General features: G+C 61.3%; 9 protein-coding genes and 3 pseudogenes. 8 read left to right on the top strand and 4 right to left on the bottom strand.

Annotated elements, in window-relative coordinates:
• Positions 1-3,678: 3,678 nt before the first annotated feature.
• Positions 3,679-4,320: a hypothetical protein gene (locus FK529_RS02460; RefSeq protein ID WP_146559222.1), complete on the top strand. Its 642-nt coding sequence runs from the start codon at positions 3,679-3,681 to the stop codon at positions 4,318-4,320.
• 283 nt (positions 4,321-4,603) lie between these two features.
• On the opposite strand, the pseudogene FK529_RS02455 reads toward FK529_RS02460, so the two are convergent.
• Positions 4,604-5,867, bottom strand: a pseudogene (locus FK529_RS02455) (IS3 family transposase).
• A 704-nt stretch (positions 5,868-6,571) separates the two neighbouring features.
• On the opposite strand from FK529_RS02455, the gene FK529_RS02450 reads away from it, so the two are divergent.
• From FK529_RS02450 to FK529_RS02440, 3 genes are read left to right on the top strand one after another with little or no spacing between them, the layout of a single operon-like run.
• A complete protein-coding gene (locus FK529_RS02450) occupies positions 6,572-7,120 on the top strand; it encodes a hypothetical protein (protein ID WP_146559220.1) in 549 nt (182 codons plus the stop codon).
• Positions 7,068-7,679, top strand: coding sequence for a hypothetical protein (locus FK529_RS02445; RefSeq protein ID WP_158635024.1), 612 nt, complete (start codon positions 7,068-7,070; stop codon positions 7,677-7,679). Before FK529_RS02450 ends, FK529_RS02445 begins: the two co-directional genes overlap by 53 nt.
• 49 nt (positions 7,680-7,728) lie before the next feature.
• On the top strand, positions 7,729-8,247 hold the full coding sequence (locus tag FK529_RS02440) for a hypothetical protein (protein WP_146559216.1): 519 nt from the start codon (positions 7,729-7,731) through the stop codon (positions 8,245-8,247).
• Positions 8,248-8,349: 102 nt separating this feature from the next.
• Here FK529_RS02440 and FK529_RS02435 read toward each other — a convergent pair.
• Positions 8,350-9,665 (bottom strand): annotated as a pseudogene (locus tag FK529_RS02435) (IS3 family transposase).
• A 26-nt stretch (positions 9,666-9,691) separates the two neighbouring features.
• Here FK529_RS02435 and FK529_RS02430 point away from each other — a divergent pair.
• Both FK529_RS02430 and FK529_RS02425 read left to right on the top strand, forming a co-directional pair.
• A complete protein-coding gene (locus FK529_RS02430) occupies positions 9,692-10,264 on the top strand; it encodes a hypothetical protein (protein WP_146559214.1) in 573 nt (190 codons plus the stop codon).
• Between the two features lie 71 nt (positions 10,265-10,335).
• Positions 10,336-11,145, top strand: a complete 810-nt coding sequence (locus FK529_RS02425; RefSeq protein WP_146559213.1) for a hypothetical protein — start codon at positions 10,336-10,338, stop codon at positions 11,143-11,145.
• A 302-nt stretch (positions 11,146-11,447) separates the two neighbouring features.
• Here the strand turns inward: FK529_RS02425 and FK529_RS02420 are convergent, their stop codons facing one another.
• Together FK529_RS02420 and FK529_RS02415 are read right to left on the bottom strand one after the other, a co-directional pair.
• Positions 11,448-11,633, bottom strand: a complete 186-nt coding sequence (locus FK529_RS02420; protein WP_158635023.1) for an integrase core domain-containing protein — start codon at positions 11,631-11,633, stop codon at positions 11,448-11,450.
• A 36-nt stretch (positions 11,634-11,669) separates the two neighbouring features.
• A pseudogene (locus FK529_RS02415) lies at positions 11,670-12,834 on the bottom strand (IS3 family transposase).
• On the opposite strand from FK529_RS02415, the gene FK529_RS02410 reads away from it, so the two are divergent.
• Both FK529_RS02410 and FK529_RS19935 read left to right on the top strand, forming a co-directional pair.
• Positions 12,833-13,300: a DNA/RNA non-specific endonuclease gene (locus FK529_RS02410; RefSeq protein ID WP_205124347.1), complete on the top strand. Its 468-nt coding sequence runs from the start codon at positions 12,833-12,835 to the stop codon at positions 13,298-13,300. The pseudogene FK529_RS02415 and the gene FK529_RS02410 overlap by 2 nt on opposite strands.
• 48 nt (positions 13,301-13,348) lie before the next feature.
• Complete coding sequence (locus FK529_RS19935) at positions 13,349-13,516, top strand: hypothetical protein (RefSeq protein ID WP_158635022.1); 168 nt, start codon at positions 13,349-13,351, stop codon at positions 13,514-13,516.
• Positions 13,517-13,546: the final 30 nt, after the last annotated feature.

Genomic DNA, 13,546 nt, shown 5'->3' with positions numbered 1-13,546 from the left:
CCCAACACATCGCCCCAAACAAGGGAGCGCTGTACCCGCTGGTGGCGGATGCGCCGCGTGGTGGCGCGTTGGTCAAGCCCCCGAGTGGTTCGCAGATCGCCGGGGTTACCGGTGGAGGTGGCGATGGGGGTGGGCCGACGACGCAGTCGGATGGGTTCTCGCAGCCGGTGACGCCGAACGCCGTCAACGCCCCCTACGAGCGGCCGCAGGGCAGCAGCGGGGGCACGACGACGACCCCGCAGGCCCAAGCCGAGCCGTACATTCCTTCCGCCGGCGGGAGCAGTGGTGGCACTGCAAAGGTGGATCCTCAGCCGTACCGGCCCAACCCGGCCCCGGCAGTCCCGGTGGCGCCGCCGAAGCCGGACTCCGAATCCGGGCAAGACGATGACAAGCAGTCGGACGCCTACGTAGGTGCTGTCACAGATGTCGCTAGTAGCTTCCGGGATGACTCGGCTGTGAACAATGACGCAAATGCGGCCGCCAACCCCAGCCCCGGTACCGGTATCGCAGCGACCGACGACAAGTCCGCGGAACTGACGCGGCTCCTGCAGTCCGGGGTGATGAACACCGCGATGCTGGAGGCACTCGGCTACAGGATCGACGCGAGCGGCAAGGTCGTCAAAGACACCCCCACCGGTCCGCCGGTGTCGGTGGAACTGGCCCCTGGCCTCGCTCAGAGCCCAGTGGCAGGGCTAATCGTGCCGCAACTGCAGGCCGGGGGCGCGCAGGTGAAAGTTAAAGAACCTGCGCCGGGGACGCCGCAGGACAACGGGCTCAGTTCGGTGTCGATCGGTGACCCCGGCAAGCAGGTCGACACGTATCTTGTCCGCGGTGACGGTGCGACTAGCCGTACACAGTCGACGCGAACACCAGACGGTATCGACACGATCACCCAGACCTTCGACGGCGCCCGCATCGACGGCGCAACCGCTGTCAGTCCTGACGGTCGGCCAGCCTCCTCGTCGTGGAAAGACTCGGCCGGAAACCGCGGAGTGATTGATAACGGCGATCCGCAGCAGCGAACCCGTGTAGAGGAAGCCAATGGCTCCGTGTCGGGGATCATCACCACCGGTGAGATCGGAAACGTGTACAAGGTCACCACGCTCACTCCATCCGGCGAGGTAATCCGTACCGCTACCACCGACTCTGGGCGCGATACCCATGTCGAATTGCTACCCAACCCCGACCCCGGCGGGATGCCAGCGGGGACGCAGGGCCACCGAGAGGGCGATACCTGGACCACCGAGCTCGGCAACGGGCTGACGGTGGAAAACACCATCCCGTACGGCAACGGCAACCGGACCGTGGATCAGAAGATCTTTGACGGGCGCGGGTACACCTACAGTCGTGTGGTCTCTGACGGGCGTGGTGGGTGGCAGCGGTGGAACACCGACAGCCTGGGACGCTCGACATATGCGGTCAAACCCGGCCTTAACGGCGACGTTGCGGTGAACACCTTCGCGCCGGGTGTTTCCACCTCTGGCGCACCGTCATCGGTGAGCAAGGTCAGTGCCGACTTCACCAAGACGATCACTCCGACCGCCGACGGCGGGAAGATCATCACCACGCTCACCGGCAACGGTGGCTACGGCCCGGGAAAGCTGAGCATCACCCGGGTCGACGGTCAAGGCAACATCACCCTGTCCGAGCGGGATTCGACCTCGCCGGTCGACAAGGTCACCGGGCAACTCGACAGTGCCGGTAACGGCTGGTGGGTCGACGGCCAAGGCCGGCACGTGCGTGACCGCGACTTCGTCACCACCACCAACGAGAATCCACTCACCGGCGCCCGAACCGAAACAAAGATCTCGCGCGACACCGGGCACAGCGTCACCAGTACCTACAGCCGCGACGGAATCCTCCTCTCTGAAGTCAAGAACTACGGCGGCTCCTACCAGTACGGTTTCATGCAGACCCCGGACGGGAGGGTCGAAATCGAAGTCCGACCCAACGGAGACATCCTCGGCCGCAACGCCGACGGCACCTTCGTTCCGGTCGGCGCCGACGGGCGCCTCGCCGACGGCCTGACCTGGTTCGGCCGGTACGGCAAGACCGTCGGCACCGGCGTCGCCGACATGGTCGACGGCGCAGGAACCCTCCTAGGCACAAAGGGATCAGACGCCGCCGGTAAAGCCTGGTCAGCCGTCGGCGACAGCCTCGCCGGCCTCGTCGGCCAAGACAAGGCCGGTAACAGCATCGTCCACAACCAGAGCACCTTCTGGACCGGCACCAACGCCAACCAGTTCACCGAAGAAGGATCAGCAGCATCCGCAGGCGCCGCCACGGTCGCCGCCATCGGCTACGTCCCCGTCGTCGGCTGGCTCGGCAAACTCGGACGCGCCGGCCGCTTCGGCTCCACCGTTGCCCACGGCCTCGAAATGGCCGACCACGCACGCGCAGTCACCGGATCATCGGTTCGAGCCGGCGTCTCCAGCCTCACCAACACCCTCCTGCGCCGCGGTGACGGACCCGCCATCCCCACCCCACCGCTCGGCGAGGTACTCGACACCGCAGACAACGCACCCACCCCCAGCACCACCAACACAGGCAGCGCAACTGCCCCGAACGCCGCCACCCCACCGGTCAACGCACACCCAACTCCAGAAGCAGCCACCACCCCCCACCCCGACAAACCCGCCGCCCCCGCAGTCCCGACACAACCACGCCCCGACCCCACTGCACCGGTGCCGGCCGAACCACGCCCCGACTCCGTCACCGCCTCGGTGCCGACAGAGCCCCACCCCGGCTCCAGCTACAAACCCTTCACCACCAAACCTGCCGCCGAGAACGCCGCTATCACCGCAGCCAAGGCAGCAGACCTCGAGACACCCGTACCCGGCCCCGAACACCCCACGGCAGCAGGAGTCGGCGTTGGAAAGGGCGCGCCGCCCGCCGCCACGCAAGGTACGCTTGAATTGACACAGACGGCGGCGAAGCCGGCGGGCACCGACGCTGCAACCGAAGCGAGGCAGGTCGGCGAAGCCGCAGACGCAGCCTCCCCTTCTCGCGTCGGGCAGAATGCTGCTGAAGCTGGGTACACTGCCGCCGACGGAAATCCACGCGCGTTCAACGCAGACGGGACAATTCCAGCAAACAGCCTCTTCAATTTGACAGACCCCCGCACCTGGGAGCCGATGCGATTCTTCAGCCGCGAAACGTGGGAGGCAACTCCGAGCACTCGTATTCGGGAAGCGGGGAATCGCTTCGAAAGAGTGCTCGGTAGCTTTACAAGGACCGCGGCATCCACAGTCAGATATACCTTGACAAATATGGCCCGAACGGCGGAAACCTCCGGCTAGACTATTATAAGCCTGGCGAATTTCGCGCGTCAGCAAAACTTACTCAAGTGGCTGAAACTCCCGGTAAGTTTAGGTCTTATGTCGACGAGCTAACTTCGAAGTACTCTGCCGGAACCGGAATTGCCCAGGTCCCCACCTCCAAGGCGCGTGGCCTTCGCGGTGAACTAGACGGCGATCAGATCTTACTACTTCCACCGCAGCAGTCAGGCATCCCGACAGAACTACTTAAATATGCCGCAAAGAGAAATGTGCACGTGGTAGACGTAACCGGAACGGTGTACACTAACGGCATGATGCCACTCGCCCTCCGTCCAGAGTATGTCGCCGCACTTAATATTGCCCGCCCGTGATACGCCGCCCAGGAAGGCGAACCTGAACGATGCATCTTGAGGTTAGATACTGCGAGCTCTGGAACTCCTGGTATTACGAAGGAGTTGACCCGATTCCTGCGGATGAAGCTAGCAGCTTATTCGAATCGACAGAGCGCGATTTCTCACTGTCCGCCGTGGTAGGCAAGACTGGCTTCTTCGAACGCAAGGAGCAGCCTATGTTCGTTGTGCGTGCCTCGCTGAGCGGAACGCAAGTCCTCGTGTTAAACAATTCCGGATCTGAAGTTCAATCATATTCCTACCGCAACATCGACAAAGAGCGAATGTTCCTTTTTGGCTACACCCGCCACGAATACGCTGACTCCAGCCTATACACGCCTAACTCCTACGCGGACCGCACCTACAAATGGGGTTTCAGCGAGGATGGAACATTTGAGTTCGCCACAATTGTCCCGGGAACAGAAACAGACTGGGGCAATGTACATTCCGGTCTTGACACAAGCATCCTCTGGAGAGAGCGTGCGAAGTTCGGCGATTGGCGCAACCTTACCGTCGTGGGAATAATCGGCGAGGCCGTTGAGGGGTTCGTTGGGATTGAATGGCCCGACGTAACAATCGACGATCACGGGCGGGCGCATGTCGACTCCGCGACTGACGTCATCTCAGTCGCGAACTTTCCCGCCACGGATTAGCCCCTTACTTCCTTAAAGCGGCATTCTCCGCAAACGACTGTTTGCGGCACGAACTCGCCGCGGCGCTCGGACTGGGCGTACTGCTGTCGCACAAACCTGTCCCAGAACCCGTGCCCCTCAAGCTGTCTCAGAACCCGACTTGTCGGAGGGTTCCGATACAACTGACGCATGGACACCTTGGTGACGCCTTCCGCTACGACCGCCGGCCGCCGTTTCGGGTACGCGCGTGTGTCGACCGAGGCTCAGGACGAAGTGAACCGCCCCGGTGTGTCCGGAGACTGACTCAAACAGTCACCGGCACCTGATGGTGGGGTGTCTTGGCAGCGTAGTACACGGCTTCCAACTCGGCGGGTGGGATGTCGCCGCAGTACTCGTAGGGTCGGCGGTGGTTGAACCAGTCGACCCATTCGGCGGTGCTGTACTCGACCTGTTCGACGCTCTTCCAGGGCTTGCGGGGTTTGATCAGTTCGGTCTTGTACAGACCGTTGATCGTCTTAGCGAGTGCATTGTCGTACGAATCACCGACGCTGCCAATGGGACCGACGATGCCTGCACCGACGAGCCCTTCGGCGAAGCGGGCCGCGGTGTATTGAGCTCCGGCGTCGGTGTGGTGAATCACCCCTTCCAGATCATCCCCGTCTCGGCGGCGGGTCCAGACCGCGTGATCGAACGCGGCGAGCACCAGCTCGGTGGTCATCGTTGATCCGACGGCCCACCCGATGATCCGGCGGGCATAAGCGTCGGTCACGAAGGCGACGTATGCCCATCCGGCCCACGTCGACACGTACGTCATGTCCGCGACCCACAGCTGGTTCGGCCGGGTCGGTGCGAAACCACGGTGGACCAGGTCCGGGTACCGGTCGGCGCGACGGCCGGCGATCGTGGTGCGTTTGACCTTGCCCCGCACCGCGCCTGTCAGGCGGCCTCGCGCATCAGCCGCTCGACCGTGCAGCGGGCCACCGCGATACCCATCCGGTTCAGCACGATCCACATCTTCCGCGCCCCGAACACCGAATAGTTCGCCGCATGCGCATCGCGGATCATGTTTGCCAGCAAGGCCTCCCGATACTCCGAGCTGCTGGCAGGGCGATCGACGTTCTCGTAGTACGTGGACGGGGCGATCGACACACCATGCTCAGTGAGCGCCGTGCAGATCGGTTCGACACCCCACCGCAGACCACCCGCCTCACGCCGGCCGGCATGCGTGCGGATGAAGTCCACGATCAGCCGTGTGGCCGGTCGAACTCGGCCGCGAAGAAGGCCGACGCCGCCTTCAAAATCGCGTTAGCCCGTTTGAGCTCGGCATTCTCCCGCTTCAACCGTTTGATCTCCTCCGACTCCGCCGACGTGACCCCGGTACGTTCACCCGCATCGACCTGCGCCTTCCGGAACCACTTGCGGACCGACTCCGCCGAGGTCACCCCCAGCAGCGCAGCGACCCGCTGCATCGCCGCGTACTCCGTCTCATCCTCCGGCCGCTCCGCGACCATCCGCACCGCCCGCGCCTTCAACTCAGCCGGATACCGATTCGATGTGCTCCCTGCCATGACTCCAACCTTCCAACATTCGGAGTCTCCGGACTACCCGGGGCGGTTCACCACCGCACCGCGTCCCGCCACCGCAACACGGACGACCACAGCCAAGACACCAACCATCAACCCCCTCTCCGAAACCTCTGAACCCACCCGCGCCGCAGCAGCAGAAGCCTCCACCACCCCCAAACCCGACAAGCCTGCCTTCACGACAACCCCCGGAGATGACCGCCGCGCCGCAGCAGCCGAAGCAGTAGCCGCAACCGCGAAAACCTCTGACACTCCGAAGATCACCCCGACGACAGCCGCGACCCGCGAAGAGATCACCACCGACGCGGCGAAGACTATCGACACACCCACCACCGGGGACGAGGCAATCACCACATGCCCGCAGCGGAGAGGGCGAGCGGGGACGCAGCGAAGACCGCGGACGCGTCCACCACTGGTGACAAGGCGTTCACCCTGACGCCTGACGCGGATGGCGTCGGCAGGGCCATCGACGGACCGAGCACTCGCGGTACGCGCCTGCTGACGGCTCGCCACTGGTACCTGGATCACCCATCGACCCACGCTTACGTACGATCAACGGCGAGATCCGTAGCTTCCTCGCCGACGGAACGCACGTCGGCGGAGACCCGTTCAACCCCGCAACCTGGAATGCCGAGAACTTTTTCAGCGCCACCACCGCTGAAAGATTCTCGGCGAACGGGACCCTGAACATGCATGCGGGTACGCGATTCGAAAAAGTCGTGGAACCATCTTTCAGGGAGAAGGGTCTTAACTCGCAAGTCTACATAAACGATGTCAAACGAGGCGAAGGTTTCCATCGAATCGTAGATCACTTCGGGCAAGACATTGCCACTGTATCTCAGAAGCACACCGTTGCGCTGGGCAACCCGGGACAGATCATGGGGTATATTAAAGAATTCGATGACAAGTATCCCGCAGGCGCTACCGTGAAAGACGTCCCCACCAGCCAGAATCGTGACATAGTTGGACAGCAACTGGACGGAACCCGAATCCTACTCATCCAGCCACAAAAGGGAATAACCGCCGAGCAGGCAGCTTTTGCCGCGAAGCGCGACATCTATATCGCAGACCCGATGGGGCGAGTGTATAATGAAGTTGAGATGGGTGCGCCCATGCGCCCTGAGGCGCGCGATGCAATTGATATTCGCGCCCTTGGATTGAGCGCAACAAGCAGGAGGGTAGGTAGTGGACTACTTGCAGTTGGGGCACCCGCGATCGGTGAATCGATCGGTCATTAATTATGAGTACGGATTGAGGTGGAATAACCGATTCGAGGAGGTGGTGGAGCCTCATACCGAGGAGTACGCGCGTAGATTCTTTGAGACGGTGGGTCCGCCTGGACGTGTGCAGGCGGTGGCCACCGCACCCGTTTTGCGAAAAGATCAGCCCCTCTTCACCGTCACGTTCTCCAGCAGGCATCCCGACTGGAATAGCAACGTCTTCACTGTCGAGATATTGAACGACGGCGGAAGCCCTTTGGAGAACTTCTCTTTCTCGCCATGTGGAGAAGGGGAAATTTTCCTCTTCTCGTATCGCCAGAACGACTACGCCGCTGCCGATACAAAGACGATGCATACGCACTCGGATAGCCAGCTTACCTGGACTTTTCTTGAGGACGGATCATCGAACTTTAGGGAACGTAAAGATTCCACGCGTTCCCCTCAATGTCGCTGGGATCGCGGCTTCCCGCTGGAGAGACTGATATTCAAGCAGCCATCGTTCGGCGATTGGGAGTCACTCGTAGACATAGGTCCGCTACCAGGCGTTTCGGACTACGCTGGCATAAAGATTAGGTAGAGCTGCCGAGTAGGAGTGGAAGGCGCATGATCTATCGCGAGGAGGCGAGTTGAACGGCGAATTTTTGCACCTTCGATGGCGCGATGGAGCTCCGGATGATCCGACCTTCGGTGGTGAGCTTGAGTTTGCAGACGAAACTACCGTGGAAGACCCGCTACGGTCAGCAGCAGGGCTTGGTCCGTGGTGTTTGGCAACAGAGACAGGAGTGTTGCTGATATCTAATGGCTATCTTACTGTTGATGGACCTGTAGAAGCGCTCGTCGCGCAGGTTCAAACCACGGTTTCGCGACTAATGCTCGGGTCCACCGGCGGACAATACGACTTTCGCCAGTATCGTGGGGGTGCCCTTACTCGGCACCTGCGCGAAGGCGTGTCAGTTGAAATATCGATTGGTGAGCCACTGCCGTATGAAATGCAGCTTGCAGAACTCTGGTGGGCAGAACAGATGCTAACCGAGGACCGTCTGATGTACCTTTTCCTACACGAAACGCAAATCAAGACGCCGTTCCTAGGTGGTGGCGTCTCCTTCACCAAGCTTGCGACACCGAACCTCATACAAGCTTACTGAATGTCGCGACATCCACAGTGGGCACCTACATGACAGATGGGGAACCAGCTTAGCCCCGATCTCTCATGTGGTAGCTGAACCGCCCGAGGTTTCGTGTCGCTCCTATTCGGGGCGCGGCTCTCGGGTCAGGGCCGCGTAGTGTGTGTTCTCGTACTCCCCTGGGGGCATCATGCAAGGGGGCTGCTGTGCAGCCGCCTGTTGTTGTACGAGTCGGCCCAGCCGGCGGTGCCGTACTCGACGTCAGCGATCGTGCGGTAGGGACCGTCGTGGAAGACCGTGGTGCAGATGCACTCGGTCTTGTAGAGGCCGATCACGCACTCCATCAACGCATTATCGTATGCATCGGCAACGGTCCCGATGGACGGCCGGATTCCCGCGTCGGCGAGGTGGTCGGTGAAGGCGACCGAGGTGTATTGCGACCCCGGGGGATAAGGTTGGGCTTGCCGTCGGCGCCCCGGCATCGTCGTGTCCGATCAGCTCACCGCGGACCACAGGGCGCCCTTCGCGGCCGCCGTGCCACAGCGCCATCCGCAGCGGGACGTCGACCAACTCGACCGCTTTGGTCGCCGCGACGTTCCACGCGACGATCCCCCGGGCGAAGACCTCGACGATGACCGCGACGTAGACGAACCCCACCCAGGTACGGACGTAGGTGAAGTCCATCACCCAGGTCCGGTTCGGCGCCGGGGCGGTGAAGTCACGGTCGAGCAGATCCCCGGCCCGCCGGCCGTCCTTGGATCCGATCGTGGTCCTGATGGCTTTGCCACGCCGAACCCCTTGCAGGTTAAGCGATTGCATAGCCCTATCCACCGATCCCGGCGAAGCGCCCGGGATGTGGCGCCGGACCAGAGCGGTCACCTTCCGCCGCCCGTAGAGCCCTTCCGGTGTCATCCGGCGCACCCCCGCGTGATCGACGATCCAGGCCAGCTCACGAACCTGGTCGGTGACCACCGCATCCTGCACGGTCCGATCAGAGACACGGCGACCGGCCTGCGCCCACAGGCGGTAGGTCCGTGCGGCGACCTGACAGCCCTGCTCACGCAGGACCCGGCAGATCGACTCGACCGCACAGCCCTCGGCCCGCAGCTCATCGGTGAACGCGACGATCATCGATTGCGGGGGTCGAGCTCCCCCGCGAAGAAAATCGACGCCCGCCGTAGGATCTCGTTGTCCTCCTCCATCCGGCGGACCTTGGCCTTGAGCTCTCGGATCTCCGCGAGCTCCTCGCTGGTCGTACCGTGGCGGTGGCCGCCGTCGATCTGGGCCTGCACGACCCACCGGCGCACCGATTCCTTACCCACCCCCTCACGGCGAGCGACCGCCTCCGCTGCGGCCGTCACCGACGGGTACTCCGCCAGATGCTCAAGCACCTGCCGGATACACCGCTCCTTGACCTTCTCGTCGATCTTCCTCGGCATACTCTGCATCCTTCCAACTCACAAGGATGCGGCAAGAAACCTCGGGCGGTTCACAATGGGGCAAAGCGGGCGAAGGGATCACCAACAAGAACACAGGCGGAAAACGCTTCTGGGCGATGTTTCAAGAATGGACCAGCAGAGTCCCGGCCGAATACGCTTTCAAAGTGGATGGCGTACCTGAAAAGATCGCCAATAAAGGTGTCGTCAAATTCGACGTTGCAGGATACTCGGGCAAGCAGCGAATCTATGGCGATGCCAAGATGGGATATGCGGAAGCGCTTGAAGGTGCGCTCAAGTCTGTTGCGAAGAATCCGAACGTCAAATCCTTGCCTACGCAGGTCAAGAGCTTGATCGAGAGTGTTGCGAAGCAGGTAGAAGCACTGCAGTCTAAGGGCTTCCAATTCGGGGTCGGAACGGATAATCGCTATGCCGTCGTCTTTAACCGAACGGACACACCGGCCCTGGCGAGAAGGATACTTGGTGTGCGTTCAGATATTCCGTCAGAGATACTTCGGAAGATTGATTTCGTGTCACTGGACGACTTCAAGAGGAGATTCCCCGAGTTCACCCCGATTCGCCCTGAAAAATTCGGGCAGTAGCGTTAGGGTAGGATGATTTTCGGACCATGTGCCCGATTTGTGACGGCTTCTAGATTGAATCAGGAGGACAGATGAGGGTCCGTATTGAAGTTAAGGGTGCGCCAGGAAATTTCTATGCAGGTGTGCGTCAGATTTCCTCGTTCCTCACAGTCCTTTCCTCGGTTGGTTGGATCCGGCCCTGGGAGCTGAACGGCGATTCCGGTGATCATCCACTGTGCAGCGTGGATGAAGAAGGGGTGGCAGCGGCGCTAGCCCTGGAGGATGACAAAGATTACCGAGGGAACTGGAATTTCTACTCCGTGCCCGAGGGCTATGGTTTCACGGCATGGACAGGGATAGTCAGCAAACAGCGTTCGGATCGATATGGCAACGCTCCCATATGGGACGAAGACGCTACCTCGCGCTTTGAGGTCGCCATCTCCCAGCTCGCCGATGGATCGGTTCCGCCCGAGCAGCAGAAGATAGCGTCTTATCTTACCTTGATTGAGTCGCTGTCGCGGGCAGCCGAAATAGTCAGCATAAAAGCGGGCTTTGTGGATTTCGCTATAGGTGAATATTGGTTTGAACTTGATGAGCGTATCCAGGCTGTTGACTTGGCGGCCAATCAGCAGATAGTAAACGCTGATGCAGTACAGGTCGACTGGCTGTTTTCTGTTGCCGATGTGCCGTTCGACGAGGCGAAGATACCGTCGTCTGCGACAGTTTTCATTGAGCCTGGTAGCGGGCTGAAATGCATTCGCCTGTGCGAGAATCCGGAGGACGTGACTGTAGAGATGATTGACGACACGCGAGCGGCTTTCGGGTTCCCAAGGTTGCGACAGATTGTGGATGTGAGCACGGTGCCGGACGACTACGACGGTCCGTACGTTCTACCTGAGTAGCGCCATCGCCGTCGCCAGCGGCAACGTGTCAAGGCCAATCCGATAAACCACTGGCCCAAGTGTGGACAGGATCAGAATTTCGATTTCCAGGTGTACCTTCGTTCCGTCTTCCCTGGCCGGCTGACGTCGATAGAGGGCGAGTCATGATAGCCAAGGAGGATGGGCAGCCTGGTGACTGGTGGCTGGCCTTCGATGGCGGAGTTGGATCCCCGGTAGTGACGGTAGAAGTGTAGACGCAGGATATGGCCGGTACCCGATAGTCGGTCCACCCCGTGCTGGAGCCCAGGGGGTGTGAAACCTGTTCAGTCGATCTCGCAGGCCACCGGGGTGTGGGTGTGCCTGCACTGGGCAGCGTACTCGTCGGGGGTGAGGTAGCCCAGCGAGGAGTGCCGGTGCCGGGTGTTGTGCTCGTGCTTGTAGTCGCCGATCGTGACCTGCGCCTCGAGCAGGCTCGTCCAGTGGTTGCGGTTGAGGCACTCGCGGCGCATCCGGGACTGCTGCACGGATAGGTGACAGGCGGAGTGTTATGCCGCTGGTGCGGCTGTGTTGATGATGGTCTCGTATTCGATCGGGGTCAAGCGGCCGAGGCGGGCTTGCCGGCGTCGGCGGTGATAGGTCCTTTCGATCCAGGTGACGATCGCGATGCGTAGCTCCTCGCGGGTGGCCCAGCGTTGCCGGTCGAGGACGTTGCGTTGCAGCAGGGCGAAGAACGACTCCATCGCCGCATTATCGCCTGCCGCCCCGACACGCCCCATCGATCCGACGAGGCCGTGCCGGTTCAACGCTGATACGAACTTCCGTGATCGGAACTGAGATCCTCTGTCCGAGTGGATAATGCAACCGGATACGTCTGCGTCGCGGCGGGCGACCGCATTGCTGAGCGCATTCACAGCCAGCTGGGATTGCTTGCGGGAGTCGATGCTGTATCCGACGATCCGCCCCGAGCAGGCGTCCTTGATCGCGCACAGGTAGAGCTTGCCCTCGTCGGTCCAGTGCTCGGTGATATCGGTCAACCACAACTCGTCCGGTGCGGCGGCGGTGAAGTCGCGTTCGAGCAGGTCATCGTGCACCGGCGGACCGGGCTTGTTCCCGTTCCGCCCGCGCTTTTTACCGAAGCTCGACCACCAGCCGTTGGCGCAGCAGATCTGCCACGCCGTCCGCCCGCTCATGGGCTGACCTGTAGCTTCGACCTCATCGGCGAGGAACCGGTAGCCGAACTCCGGATCGTCCTGGTGGGCATTGAACAGGGCGTTCGCCCGTTCGGCGGCGACCCGGTCGGCGGTGATGACCGCGTCCCTTCGCCACCGATAGCACGGCTGGCGGGCGAGCTTGAGAACCCGGCACGTCACCGTGACGGGGATCCCGTCCGCGGCGAGCTCACTCACGAGCGGGTACATCATTTTCCCGGCAGGTTCGCCTGCGACAGATACGCTGCGGCCCGGCGCAGGACTTCATTCTCCTGTTTCAGCAACCGGTTCCGCTTGCGTAGTTCCCGCAACTCGGCGGACTCCGAGGCGGTCACCCCCGGCCGATGACCGTCCTCGACATCAGCGGCGCGCAGCCAGTTCTGCAGGCAGTTTCGCTGACACCGAAGCCGGCGGCGATCTGCTTGATCGTCACACCGTCCTCACGTCGGCGGGCGGCACCGACGACATCGTCACGGACCTCGCGGGGATAAGGATTGGGCATGGTGACATCCTTCCAGCGGCGCCCCTCACGGCACCACAGATCAGGTGTCACCTATTTGTGCAGCAGTCCCATTTCAGATGGCAGCCATTTCAATGCAGACGGCAGCCTTAAACCGAATACCACTTACGAGGCTGGTGAACATCGTTACCGCTATCGCACCGATGCGAACGGTCACATCATCCAGTTCGACGCGGACGTCTTAAAATTCAAGACCCACGAAGGTCGCCTTAAGCATGACTCCGATACTCCTGGTAAACTTCCAGGAAACCACGCCGGACACCTCGGTGGCGACAGATTCGGCGGGTCGCACAAGCTTGACAATATCGTCTCGCAGTTGTCGTCGGTCAATCTAAGTGCATACGAGATGCTTGAGAACAAGTGGGCGACGGCCCTAAAGGAAGGGAAGGACGTGTCTGTTCACGTGCAGATTACGAATGACCAGACGGGTCGCCCCAGCACTCTTTGAGATTGATTACAGTATCGACGGAGACTGGATTCACGAGGAGATCGACAATTGAGCGAGGATTACGAGTCCACTCTTGCGGATGCACAGTCGGAAATCATCGCTGCAGCGCTTGAGTTCTCGGGCGACGATGTCGACGATGTGTACGTTCTGTTTGCAACCGAGACGACCCTGTATGCGCAGGTATTCTATTCTACCGCGCACGTAACACGATCGTGATGAAGTCCCAACTCCCGGGTGTCGACGTGT

The sequence above is a fragment of the Tsukamurella asaccharolytica genome, from assembly GCF_007858435.1.
GTDB lineage: Bacteria > Actinomycetota > Actinomycetes > Mycobacteriales > Mycobacteriaceae > Tsukamurella > Tsukamurella asaccharolytica.
Note: the sequence above shows the minus strand (reverse complement) of the source record. Positions and strands in the feature narration are given on the sequence as shown.